A 20,704-nucleotide genomic window follows, 5' to 3' on the forward strand; every position below is an offset into this window, starting at 1 on the left:
AAGTTGTCCTCGCCCCGCCCCCCCCCCGCCGCAGCGGCCAACGTCTCCTTCGCAAGTTGTCCTCGCTTCGCCGGGTGTGGGCCCGACGAAGCGAGGACAACTTGCAGGGCGGAGAAGACGGCAGTGCGGCCGCGGCCTGGACAGCGACCCACGTCACTCCTACGATGCGAAAGTGACTTTCGTACTCCGAGAGCAGCTCGGTCGTGGCTGATCGGCACCCGCGCGACCTCCCGCTGGCTGACGCGCAGGCGCTGGTGCGCCGCGCGATCGACAAGGGGGCACAGCTCGGTCTGCGCGGCGGCATCGCGGTCGTCGGCGCCAGCGGCGCTTTGATCACCGCGTCCCGGCTGGACGCGGGCGGCCAGGGCGGCATGGGGCGGGCGCGGTCGAAGGCGTGGATCTCGGGCACCCAACAGATCCCGAGCACCGAACACCTGCACCGGATGACCACGATCGCGCCGCCGGTCGCGGCCGGTTTCGCGACGGTGTCGCCCCAGGCCGTCTTCCCCGGCGCCGGCGGCATGCCGGTCGTGGTCGACGGCGTGGTCGTCGCCGGGATCGCGGCGTCCGGCTCGACCGTCAGCCCGTTCTTCCCGGTCGGCGTCGACCCGAAGATCGTGAGCGCGGACGGCAAGCCGGCCAACCCGGAGGACCTGCTGATCGCCTACGCCCTTGGCATCCCCTACGTCGGCCAGCACGGCGACGACGCGGCCCGCTGGGCCCAACGGTTTGGCGAGCTGACGGTCGCGCCGGAAGACAGCCTGGGCATGGCCGAGGCGCCGCCGGCGGCCGACCAGCCCGAACTCGAGTGGGCCCGCTCGTTGAGCCAGCGCGTGCTCGCGGCGGCCGCCTCGGCCGGCAAGGCGGTGTCGGTCGCCGTGGTCGACCGCGGCGGCGATCCGGTGCAGCAGGACCGAGCCGACGACGGCGTGGCCGCCGGTCCGTCGGTCGCGCTCGCGACGGCAACCGCCGCCGCCCTGTTCGGCTGGCCGAGCCACGAAATCGCCACGCGCTACCCCGACTCGCTGACCCAGCTCGCCGCGTTGCACCCCGACCCGATGCTGTTCGCGCCCGGCGGCGCTCCCGTGCTGGTCGACGGCAGGGTCGTCGGCGGCGTCGGTGTCGGCGGCGTGCCGCCGCAGCAGGCGGCCGAGCTCGTCGCGGCCGCCCTCTCATGACCGCCGAGGCAAACGGCGCCAGAGGCGCCACCGCGGGCGGCCCGGTGCGGGTGGCGGTGCTGGGGTGCGGCGCCATCGGCAGCCTCTACGCGGCGCACCTCGCCCGGGTCGACGGCGTCGAGGTGTGGGCCGTCGACCCGTGGGCCGAGCACGTCGCCGCGATCGCCGAGCACGGCCTGCGGGTGACCGGGCTGGCCGACTTCACCGCGCCGGTGCACGCACTCGTCGACGCCGCCGAGCTGCCGCCCTGCGACTTCGGCGTCGTGGCCACGAAAGCGCTGCACACCAGCGCGGCGGTCACCGCGGCGCGCGCGGCGCTCGCCGACGCCGCGGTCGTCAGCGTGCAGAACGGCCTGGGCAACGAAGAGGTCGTCGCCGAGATCGTGCCGCACGTGATCCGCGGCAGCATCATCACCGCCGGCGCCGTGCCCGAGCCCGGCGTGGTGCGCTACGACGCGCCGGGCGACTCGTGGTTCGGGCCGTTCGAGCCGAGCCCGGCCGGCTCCGACGCGATCAGCACGCTGGCGCGGTTGCTCACCGAGGGCGGTCTGGTCACGCACGCGCTGGCCGACGCCCGCGGGCCGCAGTGGACGAAGGTCGTGTTCAACGCGGCGACCAGCCCACTCGCCGCGCTGACCGGCCTGACCGTCGGGCAGGTGTGCGTCGACCCGGGACTGCGCGCGCAGGTGCAGCACCTGATTGACGAGGCGCTCGCAGTGTGCGCTGCCGAGGGCGTCGAACTCACCCGCGACCCGGCCGCATCGGTGCAGGAGGCGATCGACGAGGCCTTCTGGCACAAGCCGAGCATGCTGCAGGACGTCCTCGCCCGGCGGCGCACCGAGATCGACGTGCTCAACGGCGGAATCGCCGCGGTGGGCGCGCGCGTCGGCGTCCCGACGCCATTGCACGACGCGATGGCCGCACTGGTGCGCGGCCTCGAATCCTCGTGGGACGCCGCCGCGTCTCCCGTTGCCCACTGACCGACCAACGAATCGCAGGAGATCTCATGAGCGCATCCCGACCGCTGCACGTCCTCATCGCCGGCGGCGGCCTGAGCGGGCTCGCGCTCGCCCACGGCCTGCTCAAGGACGGGCTGACCTGCGAGGTGTTCGAGCGCGACGCCGACCTCAGCCGCAAGACCGGCTACATGCTGCACATGAACGCCTTCGGCGGCGAGGCCCTGCGCCGCTGCCTGCCGGCGGACCTGTTCGAGCTCTACCTCGACACATCGCGCAAGCCGCCCGAGCGCGGCGAGTCGATCGTGCTCACCGACCAGCTCGACGAGCTCAGCGCGCAGCCGCACCTCGGCCCGCCGAACGAGGGCGAGCGGCGGCACACCGGCGTGCACCGCAAGACCTTGCGGCAGATCCTGCTGTCCCGTCTCGGCGACTCCTTCCGGCCGGGCGCGGCGGTCGTGTCGTATTCGGAGACGGCCGACGGCGTGCGCGTGCAGCTCGCCGACGGCAGCACCGCCGAGGGCGACGTGTTGGTCGGCGCCGACGGCATCCGGTCCGCGGTGCGCGCCCAGCGGCTGCCGGAGGTGCGCGTCGTCGACGCGGGGATCCGCGGCCTGGGGCTCTACGGCCGGACGATCCTCACCCCCGAGCTGCTCGAGCAGATCCCGACGCTGCTGCTGCAAGGCGTGATCATCGCCGCGGACACGAAGGGCGCCCGGGTGCTGCTCGGCGCGTTCCAGCCGCGCCAACCGGTGGCCGCTGCTGCGGCGGCCACCGCGCCGGACGTCCGCCTGGACCCGGTCGAGGACTACCTGATGGTCAGCTGCAGCGTGCCGCCCGGCACGGTCATCCCGCCGGCCGCGGAGTGGACGGCCGAGACCCCGGCGATGGTGCGCGACGCGATGCTCGAGGCCATCGACGGCTGGCACCCGGCGCTGCGGGCGATCGTCGCCGGCCTCGACCTGCCGTCGATCTTCGGCATCCCGTTCGGGCACGTCGAACCCGGCGCGGTGTGGGCGCCGTCGCGGGTCACGGTGATCGGCGACGCCGCGCACGCCATGCTGCCGACCCTCGGCATGGGCGCGAACCTCGCGCTGAACGACGCGCGCATGCTGCTCGACCGGCTGTCCGCGGTGTCCCGCGGCGAGGCGGAGCTCGTGCCCGCGATCGGCGCGTTCGAGGAGCAGATGCGCGAGCTCGTCTATCCGTTCATCGAGATGACCATGCAGCACGACCGGCAGTTCGGCGGCGGCGCGCTCGCCTCGAGAGGCGCGCAGGAGACGACGGTCTGAGGCCATGACGACGCAAGCCTTGACGACGGACGCGAACACCACCGGGGCCGGCGCTGCGCGGGTCCTCGGGCTGTCCTGCGGGCAGCCGCGCGGCAGCGCGGAGATCCTGCTGAAGGAGGCGCTGCAGGCGGCGGCAGCGGCCGGCGCGGACGTGCAGCTGGTGCGTCTGGAAGAGCTGCGCATCCCGTCCGGACCCGACCCGTCCGAGCCCGATGACGCCTGGTGGTTCTGGGAGCGGCTCGTCGAGTGCGCCGGGCTGATCGTCAGCACGCCGATCATCTCGCGGTCGGTCACCGGCCGGTTGAAGCTGCTCGGCGACCGGCTGCTCGGTCCCAACGCCGACGCCGCGATCATCGAACAGCTGCTCGAGGTGCGCCGCGCCGGGCACGAGCCGACGGTGCCGTTCCGACTGGACGAGCGGGTCCTCCGGCCGCGGGTCGCCGGCTTCCTCGCGGTGGGCGGCGCGCTGACCTCGCAGTGGCGCGCGCTGGCGCTGCCGCTGCTGCATACGCTGACGTTCTCGATGTCGACGGCGGTGGTCGACCAGGCGCTGTTCGGCGGGGCCGGCACGCCGCGCTCGATCGTGCTGGACGCGGACGCGCTGACCCGCGCAAAACTGCTAGGCGAGCGCGTGGCCGGCCAACTCGGCCGGGGGCTCGACGACGCCGAGTACCTCGGCGACGCGGGACTGTGCCCGATGTGCCATCTCGACGTCGTGGTGCTGCGCGGGACGGACGTCGAGTGCGCCACCTGCGGCGCGCGCGGGCGATTGGCCGGCGCGGACGGTGCGGTGTCCTGGACGGACCTGACGACCTCGGTGATCGGCATGGCCGACCGGCAGGCGCATTCGGTGGAGATCCAGGAGACCGCCGCGCGTCATGCCGGGCAGCGCGCCGAGATCGAGCGGCGGGCAAGCGCCTATGACGCCTTCGACCCGGTGGTGCGGCCAGCCGCGGACGAGCCGGTTTCGACGAGGTCCTGAGCGCGCCGGCGCCCTGCCGACTGCCACGAGGTCGGCCGCTGTGCCGGCTACAGCGAAGTCGGCTGCCCGCGGTCGAGCGGGCGGACGATCCCGCCGCCGCTCAGGCCGTCAAGCATCCCGGCGTACTTGGCCGGATCTGTCGTCTCGCCCTCGTACACCGGCAGCGCGAGTCGCGGTCGCACGGTGGTCAGGTAGTCGATCGCCTCGGCGAGCTTCAGCCACGGGCCGTCGATCGCCACCGCCAGCACGTCGACGTCCTGCTCGGGCACGAAGAACGAGTCGCCCGGGTGCAGCAGCGCGCCGTCGTCGACCAGGTAGGCGGAGTTCGTGCAGCCCGGGACGTCCCCATACACCGGCGCGTGGATGCCGCCGAGCACGTCCACGACGGCGCCGCCGAACGTCAACCGCTCCCCCGGCCGGGCGACCGAATGTTCGGGCAGTCCGGCGACGGCGCTGGCGGTATCCGCGTCGACGACGAGGGCGGCGGCGGGATTGGCTGCGAGCACCCGCTCGAGCGCGTCCAGGTCGAGGTGGTCCGGGTGCTGGTGGGTGATCAGCACGGCGTCCAGGCCGTCCGGTGTGCCGACGTCGGAAAGCGTGCCGGGGTCGATCAACAGCCGGGCGCGGCCGGTGTCGACGAGCAGGCAGGCATGACCGAGATGGGTGACGTCCACCCGTCGACCATCTCGCTGCTAGGTGACAACCGGTCGGTGCTGCGGTCCGATGTCGATTCGCCGGATAGCGTTGGCGCGTGCTGACCACGTGCTCGCGCGTCAGTTTTTGTCGTGGTAGCTATTGCGGACGGGTGTCTGGTTTGGATCGATCCAGGGTGGCGGGATCCACCACATCCGGCCGTTGATCATGCGGGTGGTCCAGCCTTGACGGACGCGTTCGCGGTGGTCGTAGCCGCAGACCAGTCCGCCGTCGTCGACGCTGGTCTGGCCGGTGATCGCGTAGTCGGTCGCGTGGTGCGCTTCGCACCAGCCCGGCGGGGCGGGGCAGCCGGGGAACGTGCAGCCGAGATCACGGGCAGCCAGCGCGCGGCGTTGCCGGCGGGTGAAGATCCGATGCTCACCGGACAGCGCGGTCACGGCGCGCATGTCGTCCAGCGCGACGGTCACGACCGCGGCGTCGCCGCCGGCCTGCCGGACCGCCTCCCTCGCCGTGAGCACCCCGCCGTGCCCGGCCTGCGCGCAGCCGACCCCGGACAGCCACGCCTGATGGTCGATGGGTGATCAACACCGTGGTCGACACCCCGCCGACGTCGGGCAGCTGCTCGGACCGCAGCAGCAGTTTCAGGGCGTCGAGCAGCGCGTCGTGGCGCCGCTGCCCACCCGAGCGCAAGTCCTTCACTCCCTCTGACGCTGGTTTCGGGGCGGCGAGGGAGTCGAACACCGTCAACAGCGCCTCGGTCAACTCGCAGGTCAGCTCCCCGCCGAGCCGAGACGACCCGTCCGGACGTTCGAACACGTGCACCCCGCGACGGGCCTCGCGGCGCTCGTCGGCCTCCGGCGGCGCGCAGTCCTGCTCCACTGTGACCAGCGCGTGCCGCGCCGCCGTCCCCACCGACTCCGGCCCGCACACCCCCGCCAACGTGAGCAACGCGTCCCGGATCGCGTCCCCGGCCTCGACCGTGACATGCCCGGGCAGGGTGTTCAACGTCTTCACGATGATCCGGGACTGCTCGACCGACACCGTCCCCGCGGCCTGCCCGGCCGCGACCTCCGGATAGACCGGCGGCAACACCTCCCCGGTCAGCGACACCCGCGGCCCCAGGTCCCGCGCCGCCGTCACCCGGGCCCGCGCCTCCCGCCGCGAGACCCGCAACGTCTCGACCAGCAGGGTCTGCGGATCCCGATAGCCCTTCGCCTGCGCCACCCCGCGGCGCTCCAACTGCGTCACCACCCGGTGGTCCAACGCGGCCAGCCGCCGGCGCAACCGCTCCGCCTCGCGCAGGCCGTCAAGGATGTCGGCGTCGCTGGATACGGACAGATCCGCGCCCAACAGCGTGTCGAGCTCGGCGTGCATCGCCGCCAGCGACGCGGCCGGCGAGCCTGCCTGCGGCAGCACAGAACCGTCCCCGCCGGACGATCCTCGAGGTCCAGACTCACGTGTTCTATATTAGTCGAACGTCGTGGGAAGTCAAGCCGTCCAGCACCTGAACCCTTACACGGTAGGAGATTCGGCGATCTTCTACCTGGCAACCGACGCTATTAACCGTCGTTGCTCAGGCGCACGCTCGGACGACCGTCAGCCCAAGTAACGCGTCCAGACACGATCGGCTCGCTCGGGCGCCGGCGGCGGCCCGCGACTGACACGCCCGGCGAGCGCGACGAAGGGGGCACAGCCCTCCCGCGAGCGGCCTACGCTGACGATGGCTGGGCGACGATCGCGACGCACCGGCTCGGCCCGCTCGAGATTCGGACACCATGACGCTCGTTCGCACCGTCAGCGCTGAGCTGCAGCTTGCGGTGCAGGGACCGTGCCGGCTCGCGTTGCAGCTGGCCGTCGCGGACCCGGCGGCGCACCGGGCCGAGGAAGATATCTCGCTGACTCTGAACGGAGCCCGGCAGTCCTGGCGCGAAGTCGCCGCGCCCGCCGCCGGGCGGCTGTGGATCGTCGACGCGCAGCCCGGCGATCTGCTGCTGACCTACCGGGCCGAGCTGCCGGCCACGGCGCCGCCGCCGGAGTACGACGTCGCCGACGAGCTGCTCTACCTGCGGCCGAGCCGCTACTGCGAGGCTGATCGGCTGATCGGGTTCGCAGCGCGGCTGTTCCACGACATCACCGAGCCGGCCGACGTCCTCGCGGCCGTCTCGTCCTGGGTCGGAACGCAGCTCGACTACGTCAGCGGCAGCAGCGGGCCCACCGACGGGGCCGTCGAAACCCTGCTGGCGGGTCGGGGCGTCTGCCGGGATTTCGCGCATCTCGCAGTGGCGTTGCTGCGGGCGAAGGGGGTGCCCGCCCGTCTCGTCGCGGTCTACGCGCCCGGGCTGGAACCGATGGACTTCCACGCCGTCGCCGAGGCGCTCATCGACGACACCTGGCACGTGATCGATGCGACGCTGCTCGCCCCGCGCGCCTCGCTGGTGCGCATCGCGACCGGCCGCGACGCAGCCGACACCGCGTTCTTGTCCAACTATGGCGCCTCGATCGAGTTGCAGAAGCTGACGGTGACCGCCACCGTCGCGGGTGACCTGCCGACCGACGACGTGACCGCGCTTGTCCAACTCGCCTGACTGCTAGAGGTACTGGCCGGTCGGCGCGGTGGGCTGCCAACGGCCGGTGATGACGACATCCAACAGGTGAGCTTCGGTCACCTCGGTGCCGTGCTCAAGCACCGCGCGGCGGACAACCTCCCGCAGGTCCGACCCGGAGGCGCCGTCAGTTCGGCTGGCGAGCCGGTCGACGGCGATGTCACCGAACGGCGCGAGGTACCGACGCAGAATCTGCGCCCGAGCCTCGCGGTCGGGCCGGCCGATCTCGACGACGCTGTCGAAACGGCCGGCGCGGATCAGCGCGGGATCGATCGCCGCGACCTCGTTCGTCGTCGCGACGGTGAGCACAGCCGCCGTCGGCGCGAAGCCGTCCAGCTGGGTGAGCAGCTCTCGTAGAGCGCCGCGGGCCGTCCCTCGTCGGCGGTCGCCGGCCATCAAGTCGATGTCGTCGAGGAATACCGCCGCCGGCGCCAGCAGAACCATCGACTCGTACAACTGACCGAGCCCGTCCGACGAGACCTGCGCGTCGACCACCAGAATCGTCGTGCCGGGCGGCAGCTCGGATGCGATCACTCGACAGAGCGCCGTCTTGCCGACGCCCGGGCTGCCGACGATCAACAGCCCGCGCGACGCGCCGAGGCCGGCTGTCGCGAGCACCTCGCCGTGCTTGACGAGCCCGCCGACGTTCGCGTCCACTTCGGCCCACACAGGCGCCGGCAGCACGATCTCCGAACGGTCGGCGAGCGCCGGCGCCATGGGCGTCAACCGGACGCCGTGGTCGACGGCGTTCACACGCAGCGTTTTGCCCCGGTAGAAGTTGTCGGCCCCGCGCGCCCGCGCGAGCAGAGCTGCCAGCGCCGCATTGGCCGCTTGGTGGTCCGCGCGGCGCACGTGCAGCGCGATCTTGGCCGCGCCGTGTTCCCACGTCAGCACGAGCACCCCGTCGAACTCGAAAGCCTCGCCGGCCGGCAGATACGCGGCCAGGTCGTCGGGAGCGGACAGCTGCTCGCCGATGTCGACGGTCACCAGCTGGTAACCGGGCGAGCCGCTGCCGGCGTCGTCGGCGAGCACCGCCGACGGCGCGCCCGCCAGCAGACGGGCCGCGGCGACCTCGACCAGAGCTTCGTCGACGCCGCGCAACGCAGCTGCCACCGAGGCGACGCCACTCGGCGTCGTGCGCAAGTGGTGGCCGATGAACGAGGTGAGGTTGTGCGGCGGTTCGCTCAAGGCCGCGCCGAGCAGACGACCTAACGCGGACAGCGCGTCGCGGGCCTGCGGCGATTCACGCCGCAGGCCCGCAAGCGAGCCGTCGAGGTCGGCTGTCGGCTGGCTGAACATGGTCTCTTCCTGGATCGAGGACAAGCAACCGAGAATGCCGAAGCCGGTCGCTCCTGGCAACGCGTTTTCCAACGCCAGCAGTGGCAGGGCGGCCGGGACGAACGCGTAGGCGGCGCCGTGGCCGGACCGGACCGTCGCATCGGGAAACGCAGCCGGCTTGTCGACAGCACCGCTCGCGCTGGACAGCCTCAGTCGCGCACCGGGCCTGCTTCGGCCGGACGGGGCCGGTCTTCGGGATGAAACCGGACTGCCAGCAAGGCCACATCGTCGTCCGGCTGATCGCCGACCATGCCCGTGACCACCGCGTCGAGCAGATCCTCCAGACCGAGCTCACGGCAGCCTTCTAGCACCGCGAGCAGTTGGGCCTGCCGCTCATCCAGCTCGTGGTTTCGGGTCTCGATGAGCCCGTCGGTGTAGAGCAGCAGCGTCTCGCCGGCGCCCAGGTCGACGGCTTCGTCGCGTCGCGTCACGTTGCGCAGCGTCGCGAGCGGCGGGTCTACCCGGCTCGTCAACAGCGTGGGCACGCCGTCGGCGTCGATCCGGACCGGGGTCGGGTGGCCTGCGCAGGACCAGCGCAGGCGCCGCAAGCCGGCGGATTTGGCGGCGTCGTCCTGCTCGATCCGGGCGACGATCAATGTGGTCATCGTCGAGATGCCCAGGTCTCTCATCGCCCTGTCCAGCCGGGTGATCAGCGCTGACGGCGGGTCGTCATCGTGCTCCCACGCCATCCCGCGGAGAAGGTTCCGCAACTGACCCATGACGGTGGCGGCGGCGATGTCATGCCCGGCGACGTCGCCGATCATCAGCGTGGTCGCGCCGTCGGGCGGCAGCAGGGCGTCGTACCAGTCGCCGCCCACCTGATCATGGGACTCGGCCGCCCGGTACCGGGCCGCGATGTGCAGGTGATCGGGCTCGGGTAGCCGGGTGAGCATCGCGTCCTGCAGCGCGCGGGCGACGGCATGGTCGTGTCGCGCGGCCTCGCGCAGCCGCTCATTGGCGCGCGCGAGATCGGCGGTCATCGCTTGCTGCAACGCGTACAGCCGGGCGTTGTCAAGCACCGTGCCGGCCCGCTGCGCGATGTTGTTCGCGAGGTCGATCTCGGCCCGGGTGAACGGCTCGCGGCCAGCGTCGCGAGCGATGAGCAACACGCCATGGACGGTGTCGCTGAATACGAGCGGCCAGGCCCCGTAGCACTGTGGCGCCAGTGCGCGGAAGGCGTTCTTGGCCCTTGGTGACCGCAGCGCGGCGAGTCCGGTCTCGAGCGCGCCGGAGTACACCACTCTTGGTTCGCGGGAACTCATCGCCTGAAAGGTCGCTCCGCCCGGGCTCCGGACGCCGACCCATCGCTCATTGGCGAGGTCGTCCAGCACCGGCTTGGCCTCAGCCCGTGCGTGCCACCAGCCGACGTCGCGAAGCATGTCCCCGTCCTCGGCGAGAGCCACCAGCGACCAATCCCCGAGGACCGGGATCACCAGTCGGGCCAGCCGGCCAACCGCGATCTCGGCATCCAAGGTCTCGGTCAGCGCCTGGCTGACGCGCGCCAACAACGCCAATTGCTCGTTCGCAGCGCTGGCACGCCGCGCTGCGGCGCGCAGCGCGAGCTCCCGCCCTGCCGCGGCGGACAGGATGCGCAGGACGTCGACATCGGCGTCGCTCCACTGCCGAGCGCGCGTGTCCACGACGCAAAACGAGCCCAGCGGATGACCATCCGGCGACATGACGGGGAACCCCGCCCAGGCCCGCACTCCCATCGCCTCGATCGAGGGGTTGTCGGCGGTGAGCGGATTCGCCGCCGTGTCGCCTTCGATCAGCGGCTGGCCGGAAGCGACGACGTATTGGCAGAACGACTCGTCGACGGAATTCTGCACCGGACCGTCCAGCGGCAGCCCGATGCGCGACTTCCAATAGGAGCGGCGGGAGTCCATCAGGGTGAGGAAGGCGAATGGCGCGTGCAGCAGCGCGCTCGCCAGGCTCGCCAAGTCGTCGAACGCCGGCTCGGGGTCGGTGTCGAGCAATCCGGTCGCAACCACAGCGGCGAGCCGGGCCGGATCGTCGATGCGGGACGACTTCGGCCGCGTCATCGGCTCAGGATAGGGCGGTGGCCGGCGGTGTGACGTCGGTGCCGGCCGCTCCGGTCAGCGACTCGGCCATCGCGTCGCCCAGCCACCGTTCGAACCGGTCCCAACCCCACCGTCGACGATTCACGAGCCGGTCGGCCAGCTCCGGCGCGGTCAGCGACCACAGGATATCCGGCTTCGTCCGCCGTCAGCCCAGACCGCGGGCCGAAGCGCTGGTCCCGCGGTCCGACCCGCGGCTTGCCGGCCGCGCGCTCCACTGCAATCTGGAATGAACGGCATCCCGGGGTACGTTTGGCCCGACGTGAGCGCAGCTGTGGTCGCTACCGCATTCGGTGGCCCCGAGGTCCTGTCCGTCATCGACCGCCCCACCCCCGAGCCCGGCGCTGGCGAGGTGCGGGTCGCGGTTCGCGCCGCAGGAATGAACCCAGTCGATTGGAAGCTGTTCAGCGGCGCCATGGGCGCCGACGAAAGCACTCTGCCGCGGCCGGTGGGCGCGGAGGCAGCCGGTGTCGTCACCGCAGTCGGCGCGGGCGTCGCGTCGGTGGCCGTCGGCGACGAGGTCGCCGTCTACCCCGCCTCCGGCACCTACGCCGCGGAGATCGTGGTCGCCGCCGACTCCGTGACACTCAAGCCCGACAGCGTTTCGTGGGAGGCGGCAGCGGGTCTGTTGCTCACTGGTGGCACCGCGGTGCACGCGCTCGAGAAGGTGCACGTCACGGCCGGTGACACGGTGCTGATCCACGGTGCGGCCGGCGGCGTCGGCTTGCTCGCCGTGCAGCTCGCGAAAAGCCGCGGCGCGACCGTGATCGCGACAGCCAGCGAGGCTCGCCACGAACAGCTGCGCGCACTCGGCGCGCACCCGATCGTCTACGGCGAAGGCCTGCGCGAGCGTATCGAGCAGGCGGCCCCGGGCGGCATCGACGCCGCGCTCGACCTGGTGGGCACCGACGAGGCGGTCGACGTCACGTTGCAGATCCTGCCGGACGTCACTCGGTTCGTGTCGATTGCCGCCTTCGGGCGTGCGGACACCGGCGTCCAATTGATCGGCGGCGGCCCTGGCGCCGACCCGGGCACCGAGATCCGCCAGGGCGCCCGAGGTCCGCTGCTCGCGGCGGTCGCCAACGGATCTCTGAAAGTCACGATCGCCGCGACCTACCCGCTGGCGCGGGCAGCCGAGGCCACGCGCGAGGTGATGGCCGGCCACACGAACGGCAAGATCATCCTGCTGCCCTGATCTGCCGGGATCCCCCTCCTGACTTACTGCGCGGTCATTGCCGGCGCGCCCGGTCCAGGCGCGACGCACTGTCAGACGTGACCGATCCGATGGGCGCGCGGCGCTGACGCAGCTCGCAATTAAGGTGCTCGCTATGCCTGAGACGCCCGACGTATCGCTGCGACCACGTGCCGACGACGACCTCGACATCCTGTTCGAGATCGCTGCCGACATGGACACCTGGGAGGAGCGGAACCCGGAGCCGCCGGGTCCCCTCACGCGGGATCAGTTCATCGCTCGGATGGCCCGGCGCGCCGAAAGCGAAGCCTCCGGGGACTCCGTGTCCTTCGTGGTCGATGTCGATGGGGCGGCCGTCGGCGGCACCTCGCTGTTCAACTTCGACATGTTCGCCCGCCACGCCGAGGCAGGCATCAATCTGGCGCCGAGCGCGCGCGGCCGTGGCATTGGAACGGCGGCGATCGCCCTGCTTGTCGAGTTCGGGTTCGCACGCCGCAACCTCCGCAGAATTCATCTGCAGGCGATCGCGTCGAACGCGGCCGCGATCCGCGCGTACGAGAAGGCCGGCTTCCTGGTCGAAGGACGGCAGCGCCAGCACGCGTGGGTCCGCGGCGCCTACGAGGACATCGTGCTCATGGGAATCCTGCGCCCGGAGCGCGTCGGACACGACAGCCCGGACTCAAGGTCGACCACCGCACCTGCCCAGCGCGGTCGGCCAAGGTGAATCCGCGGCCCGCCCGGAATGGCGCGGCGCCGCGCTCAGCCATCCCGGAATTCTTGTACTGCTTCGCCGACGGCTTCGATCGACTCGACCGTGATGGGGTCGAGGACGAGCTGCAGGTGTGCGGCCCCGGCGTCGGCCATCGCGCGGAGGTGCTCCGCAAGGTCGGATGCGAGGACCGGCTGCACGGCGGGGTCGTCGGTGTCCGCCGTCAGCCGGCCGGTCCCGCCCGGCAACCGCACCAACACCGCTGCTGTCGCCTCGACCTCGCCAGGCGCGCGGCCGGCCTGTTCGGCGGCTTCCTCGACTCGTGCGCGCAGCGCTGCGAAATTCTCGGCGTTGTTTCCGTAGTCGCTCCACCAGACGTTCCACGCGTCGACGTGCGGCAGACCGATGCGCAGCATGCGCGGGCTGACCGAGCCCAGCATGAGCGGCGGTCCGCCCGCCCGCACCGGACCCGGGTCGAGGACACAATCGTCGACTTCGTAGTAGGTGCCGCGGAAGTCACTACGACCGGTGCGGACAAGCTCGCGGATGATCGTGAACGCTTCTTCGAAGCGCGAGACCCGGTGGTCGTAGGGGAAGCCGTACGCGGTGTACTCGCGCCGATTCCAGCCTGCGCCGAGCCCGAGGATCAGCCGGCCGCCCGAGATCGCATCCACCGTTGCCGCGAGCTTGGCGAGCATGGCCGGCGCGTGAAAGCTCGTCGACGCGACGAACGGTCCCAGCTCGACCCGTTCGGTCACGGACGCTAGCCCGGCAAGCGCCGTCCACACCTCCCACGGCCCGCGCGCCTCGCCGCCAGGCAGGTCGTAGAGCAGGTGGTCACCGAGCCAGATCGAGTCGAATCCCGCGTTCTCGGCCGTCCGCGCCATCGCGACCATCTCAGACCACGGCACCGCACGCTCGACTTCCGGCAGCTGCACTCCGACACGAAAGGCCACCGCCCGAACGTAGTACGCGGTCATCGCACATCGTCGGCTTCGGCGTCCGTGCCGCGATCACGCGTTCGGCGTCGCCCGTTCCGCGGCTCGAGCGCACCCTTCACACCCGAACGTGTTCAATGGTGGACGCGTGACCAGCTCGACCTTCGGTGACTCGCGCCGGCCGCACACCATCCGAGCGACCGAGAGGACCACCATGCCGCTGCCTGTCGTAGCCGTCATCACCGCCAAATCCGGATCCGAGGACGTCGTCCGCGCGGCCCTCACCGAACTCGTCGGCCCGACGCGAGAAGAAGCAGGCTGCCTGTCCTACTCGCTGTACCAATCGAGCGACGACGCAACCGTCTTCGTGACGGTCGAATCCTGGCGTGCGCCAGACGACCTCCAGCAGCACATGCAGTCGGCTCACATCGCGAAGACCTTCGCCACTGCCGGCGACGCTCTGGCCGCTCCGCCCGTCATTCACTCGCTCATCGCGCTGGACGAGTCGTAGTCGACGGTTTCGGTCACGGGCGTCCCGGTTTGACGAGTCCGGTTTCGTAGGCGAGGACGACGAGTTGAGCTCGATCACGTTGTCCGGTCTTGGTCAGGACGCGTCCGAGGTAGGTCTTGACGGTGGCTTCGGACAGGTGCGTCGTCTGCGCGATCTCGCGGTTGGACTGGCCGCGGCCGACGCCTGCCAAGACTTCGAGCTCGCGCTCGGTCAGGCCGCTCAGGGTGCGTCCGGCGTCGGGTGACGGGCCGGCGACGATCTCGGCGATCAGGCGCTGGGTGATGCGGGTGTCCAGCAGGGCCTCGCCGGCGGCGACCGCTCGCACCGCGGTGACGAGTTGGTCGGGCGGCGCCGTCTTGAGCAGGTATCCGCTGGCCCCTGCGCGCAGCGCGGAGTAGATGAGGGCGTCCTCGCTGAACGTGGTGAGGACCAGGACCTTCGTCGTGCTGGGCAGCGCGCGGATCGCTTGGATCCCGTCCAACGTGGGCATGCGCAGGTCCATCAGCACGACGTCCGGGCCCGTTTCGGCGGCTGCGGCGAGCGCTTCTGCCCCGTCTGCCGCCTCGGCGACCACCCGCAGGTCGTCCTCGGACTCGAGGATGAGACGCAGGCCGCGGCGGATCATGGCCTGGTCGTCGGCGATCAGGATGTCGATCACGTGGCGGTGGCCGGGATAGGCAGCACAGCGGTCACCTCCCATCCACCCGTGGCACGCGCGCCGGCGGCGAACTCTCCGCCGAACACCCGCACCCGTTCCCGCATCCCGACGAGCCCGTGCCCGTGCCCGGATGAGGCGTGGCCGCTCGCCGGGAAGTCGATGTCGCCGTCTCCGTTGTCGGCGACGGCGATCGTCAACTCGGCGCGGCCGTAGTCGACCACCACCTGGGTGTGGCTGCCGCTGGCGTGCTTCAACACATTCGTCAGGGCCTCTTGCACGATCCGGTAGGCCGATAGATCGAGCGCGTCACCGACGTCCCGCACCGAACCGGTGACGCGCAGGGTCACTGGCAGTCCGACGCGCACGAGTTCGGCGACCAGCGGCGGGACGGCGTGCAGTCCTGGTTGCATGACCAGCGCCTGGTCCTCGTCCCGCAGCATGCCCAGCAGCAGGTGCAGCTCGTCGATGGCCTTGCGCCCGCTGGACTGGATCTGAGCCAGGCTTTCGCCGACGTCTCCCGATCGATCGGGCAGCCGTCGTTCCGCAGCGCCGGCCTGCACCACCATCACCGCGACGTCGTGGGCGATCACGTCGTGCAGCTCGCGGGCGATGCGTTCGCGCTCGGCGAGCACAGCCTCGCGGGCCTGCACGTCGTGCTCACGCTCGAGTAGATCGGCGCGCGCAGCCTCGAGTTCGGCGCGGTGTCGTAACACCTGCATCGTGCGTCCGGCGGCGAAGGCCAGCACCATGCCCGCCACGATGTAGACGGTTTGACTAGGCGTCAGAAACCCCGGCACCCGCAGCGCGAAGGCGGCCAGGACGGCAACCCCGAGCACGGGAACGACCGCCGCCTGCCGAACCGAGCAGTGCAGCGCCACCGCGTAATAGGCGGCCAGCGACGGCACGAAAGAGGCGTAGAAGTCCGGAAACTCGCCAGTTGCGAGAGTGGGCACGACGCTGCAGACGCCGATGACCAGCGCGGTCGTCATCGGCAACCGGGAACGTGCCAGCAGGATTGCTGCGCAGATCAGCCCGAAGACGGTGGCCAGCGACGACACGCGAGGCGTGGCCAGTCCGGCGATGCTGTTCGCGACCACGGCGGTTGCGACGCACACCGCGACGGCCCCGTCCCACCAGGACGGCGACCACCCGCGTGTGCCATGCACGGCCGCAGCATAAGTGCCGAACCGGCCCGCGGGCCGTCCTCCGTGGAGGACTTCCAGATCGACTTCCGGTGACTGCGCTGTCCCCGGCAAGCCGATGACGTCGACGCACCGGACCAGCGACGATGGAGCCGCTCGTCCATCGACCATGGCGACTACCCGCACAACCAGGAGGACCAGGACATGAGCATGCGTCACACCGACACCAGCGCGGTGCCGGCCGCGTCGCCGAACGACGAACACGACACGTTCGGGACCATCGCACTGGCCGCGGCCGTCATCTCCTTCGTCGGCTTCGCCGTCCTCGTTATCGGGCACCAGGTCGATCCCGCAGACTTCAACAACGGCAAACACCCGAGCCCAGCCAACAACGTCGCGTTTTTCGCATACGTGATCGGCGTGCTCGTCGCACTCGTCCTCGGCGGGGCCGTCTGGTTCTACGGACGTCGGTCAGGACGGACCGGACCCAGATCTCGCGCTGCGCTGGCCACCTACTACGGGGCGGTCTTTCTCGTCGTCGCCGTGATCGCCGCCGCTCTCGGCGTTTGAGCGGGACCCGTTGATCGTCGTCGGTGATCAGGTCCAGCTCCGCGCCGGCGCCCGCGGATATCTGCTCAAAGGCGCCGACGAAGAGACTATCGCCCGCGCGCTGGCCACCGTGTCCTCCGGCGACCTGCACCTGACTCACGCCGCCGCCCAGCACGTCCTGGCCACCCTCAACAAATATGACGCTAGTAGCACAGCTCGGGTACGGCACATCGGCGAACCGGACTATGAGTCTTGGCGAGCCCGACGGGACGAGTCGTAGGCGCGCGGGACGCCCAGCTAGGCCGAGCGCGGCACTGCTTCGTTGTCGGATTCGATGGCCCTTCTTCGTGGAAAGGGTGGAGGGTGGTCAAAGGGACTATCCGCGAACCGAGGAGTTGTGTTGGCCGAGTACCTCATCTTCTTCAACGACGACTGGGTCACCGATGCCAGCGACGAGGACTGGCAGCAGCGGGCGCGCGACGCGCGCGCGGTGATGGAGGAGATGAAGACCGCCGGGGTCTACATCTTCAGCGGCGGCCTCGACAACGACGCGCCGGTCTTCCACGTGGAGCCCGGCGATGGCAAGCCGGTCTTCACGGACGGGCCGTACGCCGAGACCAAGGAGGTCTTCGGCGGTTTCGCCGCCGTCGACGTGCCCGACGAGGCCACGGCCCGCTACTGGGCGGGCAAGGTCGCGGTGGCCTGCGACTGGCCGCAGGAGGTACGGATCTTCCGCACTCCCGCGCAGGTCCCGACGCCCGATGCCGACGCAGCTGCCGCTACCGGCGCCGAGGCCGCTGCGGCGAAGGAGGTCTGAGATGGCGCAGTATCTGCTGTCCGTGCACGGCGCGGACTCCGACTACGACCCCGCCGCGGGCAAGTTCGGCTCGTACACGTCACAGGAAGAGGCCGAGGCGGCGATGGCCGCGACAGGTCTGTTCAACGAGAAGCTGATCGCCGATGGCTACTTCGTGTTCGCCGGCGGCCTGCGGTCGGCGTCCACCGCGACGGTGGTCGACGGCACCGGTGACAAGCCGGTGTTCACCGACGGGCCGTACCTGGAGACCAAGGAGTGGATCGGCGGGTTCTGGGTGATCGACGCGCCGGACCTGGACGTCGCGCTCGAGCTGGCCGCCGAGGGCTCCCAAGCGTGCCGGGGCAAGGTCGAGGTACGCCCGTTCGCAGGTTGATCGCCACCCGCATGATCGGGACCGGCATGATCGGGACCGGATGATCGAGGACGTCTTCCGGGACGAGTGGCCGCGGGTGGTGGCCTCGCTGGCCCGCCGCTTCGGCGACCTGGACATCGCCGAGGAGGCGGCCGGCGAGGCCGTCCTCGCCGCCGTGACCGCATGGCGCGAGCGGATGCCGCCCAACCCGGGCGGCTGGCTGATGACCACTGCGACCCGCAAAGCGATCGACCGGCTGCGGCGCGAGTCGCGGCGGGACGCGAAGCACGCCGAGGCGCTGATGCTGCAACCTGACCGGGAGCTCGAGCCGAAGGCCGCGCACGCAGTCGAAGACGACCAACTCCGGCTGATCTTCACCTGCTGCCACCCCGCGCTCGCGCCCGAGGCGCGGCTGGCCCTCACGCTGCGGCTGGTCGCCGGGCTGAGCGTCGGTGAGATCGCCAGCGCGTTCCTGTCCAGCGAGGCGGCGATCGGGCAGCGGATCACTCGCGCCAAGGCGAAGATCAAGGCGGCGCGCATCCCGTTCGCCGTCCCCGAACGCCTCGAAGAGCGGCTACCGGACGTCCTGGCCGTCGTCTACCTAGTCTTCAACGAGGGTTACCTGCCGGGCAGCGACGCCGAACTGCGAATCGACCTGTCCGACGAGGCGATTCGGTTGGCCCGGCTGCTGCACGCCCTGCTGCCGGCCGAGCCCGAGACCGCCGGGCTGCTCGCGCTGCTGTCGCTGACTGACGCCCGCCGCGCCGCCCGGGTCGACGAGGCCGGCGAGCTGGTAACGCTGGATCAACAGGTCCGCACCAGCTGGAACACGGAGCTCATCGCGGAAGGACACGCCCTGGTGCGCGCCTGCGTCGAGGTGAACCGGCCGGGCCCGTACCAGCTGCAGGCGGCGATCAACGCCGTGCACACGTCGGCGCGCGAGTTCCGCGACACCGACTGGGCCGCGCTCGCCACGTTGTACGACCAGCTCTACGCGCTGGCGCCGACGCCGGTCGTCGCCCTCAACCGAGCCGTGGTCATCGCCGAGCTGGACGGCCCGGAGGTGTCCCTCGCCGCCGTCGACGGGCTGCCCCTCGCCGGATACCACGCGTTCCACGCGACCCGCGCCGAGCTGCTGCGCCGCCTGGGCCGATCGCGCGAGGCGCGCGCGGCCTACACGCACGCGATCGAGCTGGCCCGCAACCCGGCCGAGGTCCGCCACCTCACCCGCCGCCGCGGCGAGCTCGGTTAGGGCAGGCGCGCGGCGAGTTGTGCGATCGCGGTGCGCATGAGCGCGAGGTTTTGCTTGGCGTCGTTGAATCGCACGAGGTGGATCGAGGCCCACAGCCCGTTCTTCTCCACGAAGATGAAGCCGTCCTCCTGCAGGCACTGGTCGCCGACGCCCGGCACCGTCGTGAACTTGTGCTTGAGGTTGTCGCGATCGATGTGCAGCTGCGATTTGGGGCCGTCGCCGACGTAGATCTCGACCTGCGCCGTCGGACCGGTCGTCGGACCGGTGAACTGGCATCCGACGAATTTGCCGGCGGCGTTCGCACCGGCGCCGACCGGCTTCATCAGCTTCGTGCGGGCGAGCTTCTCGGCCTCGGCCTGGGTGAGCAGCGAGCACGCGTCGGGCGCGGCGGCGGCCGCTGCGGATGCCGAGGATGCGCCCGCTGCGTCCGAGTCGGCCGGCGTCGAGGCGCCCCCAGGAGCGGTGACCGTCGCCGTGACGGTTCTGGTCACCGTGGTGGTCCCCCCGCCGCCGGACGTCCCGCACGCGGCAAGGAGCAGCACGAGCGGCAGGACCGCGAGAAATTTCTTCATGACATCCGTCCTAACGCTTGAGACATAGGTGGCTTCGTCCCGGATTCAGCGGGCGCCCGCGTGTTGCCGAACTTCATGTCGCGCCCTCCTCGCCGGGGTGCGCCCAGGCTGCGGGCGTGATGCGGTCCACGCGCCAGCCGGCCGCCGTCAACGCCGCGCTGGTCGTCTGCTCGTCCGTCCCCTCGATCAGGGCGAGGACGACGTCGTCGGCCGGCACCCGAACGGCGTAGACGAGTCGCACGTCCGCAGGCGGGGCGGGCAGCGGCAGCAGCCGGCCGGGCGTTCCGGTGTCGTCGTATCGTTCGACGACGAACAGCTGGCCCGTCACGTCGCTCTACTTCAGCTTCGGGACCATCTTGCGCAGCAGCGCGACGGTGATTGCGTCGGGGAACGAATTGTCGTCGGACGAGATCACCACGCTGCCTACCCGCACCACCGGGGAGACGCCGGTGTCGTATGCCTCGTCGCCGAGTCCGCTGATCGTCTGCCCGTCCGGGGGCACCGCGAAACTAGCTGCAGATCGGACATGGAACGTGACCGTGCCCTGGGCATCCCCCTGGGCCTCCTTGATCGAGAACTTGCAGCTCGATGTCGTGGCGCTACCGGGTTGCTTCGTGACTGTGAGCTTGTAGAACGTCGACTTGTCCTGGAACCCGTCAAACTGCTCGGCGTGGGCGACGCTGTTGGCATCAGCTTGGCTGAGCAGGGCGCACACGTCGACGTCGGCGGGGTTGATCTTGGGGCCCGATGGGCTGGACGCGGTAGACGAGGCTGGGGTGTTCTTGGTCGCTGCGTTGATGCGCGACAACTGCGCCTGAGCTGATGACGACGTGTTGGAACTGCTACTGCAGGCGGTGAGTGCGAAAGCGGCCGCTCCGACGAGCAGAAGCGATCCGGCGTGCTTGATCAAGGGTGGTCCTCTCAGCTGCTT

At 70.9% G+C, this 20,704-nt stretch carries 24 protein-coding genes; 13 read left to right on the forward strand and 11 right to left on the reverse strand.

Features of this window, described 5'->3' with window-relative positions; all coding sequences use genetic code 11:
- Positions 1-203 precede the first annotated feature (203 nt).
- The 4 genes from ACFFBG_RS12235 to ACFFBG_RS12250 are packed head-to-tail and all read left to right on the forward strand — an operon-like array spanning position 204 to position 4,408.
- Positions 204-1,178: a heme-binding protein gene (locus ACFFBG_RS12235; protein ID WP_375479026.1), complete on the forward strand. Its 975-nt coding sequence runs from the start codon at positions 204-206 to the stop codon at positions 1,176-1,178.
- A complete protein-coding gene (locus ACFFBG_RS12240) occupies positions 1,175-2,158 on the forward strand; it encodes a ketopantoate reductase family protein (RefSeq protein WP_375479028.1) in 984 nt (327 codons plus the stop codon). The genes ACFFBG_RS12235 and ACFFBG_RS12240 overlap by 4 nt, the downstream gene beginning before the upstream one ends.
- Positions 2,159-2,184: 26 nt before the next feature.
- Positions 2,185-3,426, forward strand: coding sequence for an FAD-dependent oxidoreductase (locus ACFFBG_RS12245; RefSeq protein ID WP_375479030.1), 1,242 nt, complete (start codon positions 2,185-2,187; stop codon positions 3,424-3,426).
- 4 nt (positions 3,427-3,430) lie between these two features.
- Positions 3,431-4,408, forward strand: coding sequence for an NAD(P)H-dependent oxidoreductase (locus tag ACFFBG_RS12250; RefSeq protein WP_375479032.1), 978 nt, complete (start codon positions 3,431-3,433; stop codon positions 4,406-4,408).
- Between the two features lie 47 nt (positions 4,409-4,455).
- On the opposite strand, the gene ACFFBG_RS12255 is transcribed toward ACFFBG_RS12250, so the two are convergent.
- The 3 genes from ACFFBG_RS12255 to ACFFBG_RS12265 all read right to left on the reverse strand — a co-directional run bounded on the left by ACFFBG_RS12255 (position 4,456) and on the right by ACFFBG_RS12265 (position 6,478).
- Entirely contained in the window at positions 4,456-5,082 is a 627-nt protein-coding gene (locus ACFFBG_RS12255; protein WP_375479033.1) for an MBL fold metallo-hydrolase, read from the reverse strand.
- Between the two features lie 99 nt (positions 5,083-5,181).
- A complete protein-coding gene (locus ACFFBG_RS12260) occupies positions 5,182-5,529 on the reverse strand; it encodes an HNH endonuclease signature motif containing protein (RefSeq protein WP_375479035.1) in 348 nt (115 codons plus the stop codon).
- Positions 5,480-6,478, reverse strand: coding sequence for a DUF222 domain-containing protein (locus ACFFBG_RS12265; RefSeq protein WP_375479037.1), 999 nt, complete (start codon positions 6,476-6,478; stop codon positions 5,480-5,482). The genes ACFFBG_RS12260 and ACFFBG_RS12265 overlap by 50 nt, the downstream gene beginning before the upstream one ends.
- Positions 6,479-6,837: 359 nt before the next feature.
- Here ACFFBG_RS12265 and ACFFBG_RS12270 point away from each other — a divergent pair, with 359 nt between their 5' ends.
- Positions 6,838-7,647, forward strand: coding sequence for a transglutaminase family protein (locus tag ACFFBG_RS12270; RefSeq protein WP_375479039.1), 810 nt, complete (start codon positions 6,838-6,840; stop codon positions 7,645-7,647).
- 3 nt (positions 7,648-7,650) lie between these two features.
- Here the strand turns inward: ACFFBG_RS12270 and ACFFBG_RS12275 are convergent, their stop codons facing one another.
- Positions 7,651-8,988 carry an AAA family ATPase gene (locus ACFFBG_RS12275; protein ID WP_375479041.1) on the reverse strand — a complete coding sequence of 446 codons (1,338 nt, stop codon included), beginning with the start codon at positions 8,986-8,988 and terminating at the stop codon, positions 7,651-7,653.
- 164 nt (positions 8,989-9,152) lie between these two features.
- On the reverse strand, positions 9,153-11,045 hold the full coding sequence (locus ACFFBG_RS12280) for a GAF domain-containing SpoIIE family protein phosphatase (protein WP_375479043.1): 1,893 nt from the start codon (positions 11,043-11,045) through the stop codon (positions 9,153-9,155).
- Positions 11,046-11,310: 265 nt separating this feature from the next.
- Here ACFFBG_RS12280 and ACFFBG_RS12285 point away from each other — a divergent pair, with 265 nt between their 5' ends.
- Together ACFFBG_RS12285 and ACFFBG_RS12290 are read left to right on the forward strand one after the other, a co-directional pair.
- A complete protein-coding gene (locus ACFFBG_RS12285; RefSeq protein ID WP_375479045.1) occupies positions 11,311-12,276 on the forward strand; it encodes a zinc-binding alcohol dehydrogenase family protein in 966 nt (321 codons plus the stop codon).
- Between the two features lie 37 nt (positions 12,277-12,313).
- Positions 12,314-12,997, forward strand: a complete 684-nt coding sequence (locus tag ACFFBG_RS12290; protein ID WP_375479047.1) for a GNAT family N-acetyltransferase — start codon at positions 12,314-12,316, stop codon at positions 12,995-12,997.
- A gap of 35 nt (positions 12,998-13,032) precedes the next feature.
- Here ACFFBG_RS12290 and ACFFBG_RS12295 read toward each other — a convergent pair whose 3' ends face one another.
- Positions 13,033-13,962, reverse strand: coding sequence for an LLM class flavin-dependent oxidoreductase (locus ACFFBG_RS12295; RefSeq protein WP_375479048.1), 930 nt, complete (start codon positions 13,960-13,962; stop codon positions 13,033-13,035).
- A gap of 172 nt (positions 13,963-14,134) precedes the next feature.
- Here ACFFBG_RS12295 and ACFFBG_RS12300 point away from each other — a divergent pair, with 172 nt between their 5' ends.
- On the forward strand, positions 14,135-14,431 hold the full coding sequence (locus tag ACFFBG_RS12300) for a putative quinol monooxygenase (RefSeq protein ID WP_375479050.1): 297 nt from the start codon (positions 14,135-14,137) through the stop codon (positions 14,429-14,431).
- Positions 14,432-14,444: 13 nt separating this feature from the next.
- Here ACFFBG_RS12300 and ACFFBG_RS12305 read toward each other — a convergent pair whose 3' ends face one another.
- Complete coding sequence (locus ACFFBG_RS12305) at positions 14,445-15,089, reverse strand: response regulator (RefSeq protein WP_375479052.1); 645 nt, start codon at positions 15,087-15,089, stop codon at positions 14,445-14,447.
- Entirely contained in the window at positions 15,086-16,255 is a 1,170-nt protein-coding gene (locus tag ACFFBG_RS12310; protein ID WP_375479054.1) for a sensor histidine kinase, read from the reverse strand. Before ACFFBG_RS12310 ends, ACFFBG_RS12305 begins: the two co-directional genes overlap by 4 nt.
- Positions 16,256-16,435: 180 nt before the next feature.
- Between ACFFBG_RS12310 and ACFFBG_RS12315 the strand changes: the two genes are divergently transcribed.
- The 5 genes from ACFFBG_RS12315 (at position 16,436) to ACFFBG_RS12335 (ending at position 19,201) form a co-directional block, all read left to right on the forward strand.
- Entirely contained in the window at positions 16,436-16,801 is a 366-nt protein-coding gene (locus ACFFBG_RS12315) for a hypothetical protein (RefSeq protein WP_375479056.1), read from the forward strand.
- A 10-nt stretch (positions 16,802-16,811) separates the two neighbouring features.
- Positions 16,812-17,060 carry a hypothetical protein gene (locus ACFFBG_RS12320; RefSeq protein WP_375479058.1) on the forward strand — a complete coding sequence of 83 codons (249 nt, stop codon included), beginning with the start codon at positions 16,812-16,814 and terminating at the stop codon, positions 17,058-17,060.
- A 117-nt stretch (positions 17,061-17,177) separates the two neighbouring features.
- Entirely contained in the window at positions 17,178-17,597 is a 420-nt protein-coding gene (locus ACFFBG_RS12325) for a YciI family protein (protein WP_375479060.1), read from the forward strand.
- 1 nt (position 17,598) lies between these two features.
- Positions 17,599-17,970, forward strand: a complete 372-nt coding sequence (locus ACFFBG_RS12330) for a YciI family protein (protein ID WP_375479062.1) — start codon at positions 17,599-17,601, stop codon at positions 17,968-17,970.
- A 40-nt stretch (positions 17,971-18,010) separates the two neighbouring features.
- On the forward strand, positions 18,011-19,201 hold the full coding sequence (locus ACFFBG_RS12335) for an RNA polymerase sigma factor (protein WP_375479064.1): 1,191 nt from the start codon (positions 18,011-18,013) through the stop codon (positions 19,199-19,201).
- On the opposite strand, the gene ACFFBG_RS12340 is transcribed toward ACFFBG_RS12335, so the two are convergent.
- From ACFFBG_RS12340 to ACFFBG_RS12350, 3 genes are all read right to left on the reverse strand, one after another.
- Complete coding sequence (locus tag ACFFBG_RS12340) at positions 19,198-19,773, reverse strand: DUF3558 domain-containing protein (protein WP_375479066.1); 576 nt, start codon at positions 19,771-19,773, stop codon at positions 19,198-19,200. The two genes, ACFFBG_RS12335 and ACFFBG_RS12340, sit on opposite strands and share 4 nt — an antisense overlap.
- Positions 19,774-19,846: 73 nt before the next feature.
- The gene (locus tag ACFFBG_RS12345) at positions 19,847-20,101 is read right to left on the reverse strand and encodes a hypothetical protein (RefSeq protein ID WP_375479068.1); all 255 of its coding nucleotides are present in this window, start codon (positions 20,099-20,101) and stop codon (positions 19,847-19,849) included.
- A 6-nt stretch (positions 20,102-20,107) separates the two neighbouring features.
- Positions 20,108-20,683 carry a hypothetical protein gene (locus ACFFBG_RS12350; RefSeq protein WP_375479069.1) on the reverse strand — a complete coding sequence of 192 codons (576 nt, stop codon included), beginning with the start codon at positions 20,681-20,683 and terminating at the stop codon, positions 20,108-20,110.
- Positions 20,684-20,704: the final 21 nt, after the last annotated feature.

Origin of the sequence: uncultured Jatrophihabitans sp. (genome assembly GCF_964251945.1) — a bacterium.
Classification (GTDB): domain Bacteria; phylum Actinomycetota; class Actinomycetes; order Mycobacteriales; family Jatrophihabitantaceae; genus Jatrophihabitans.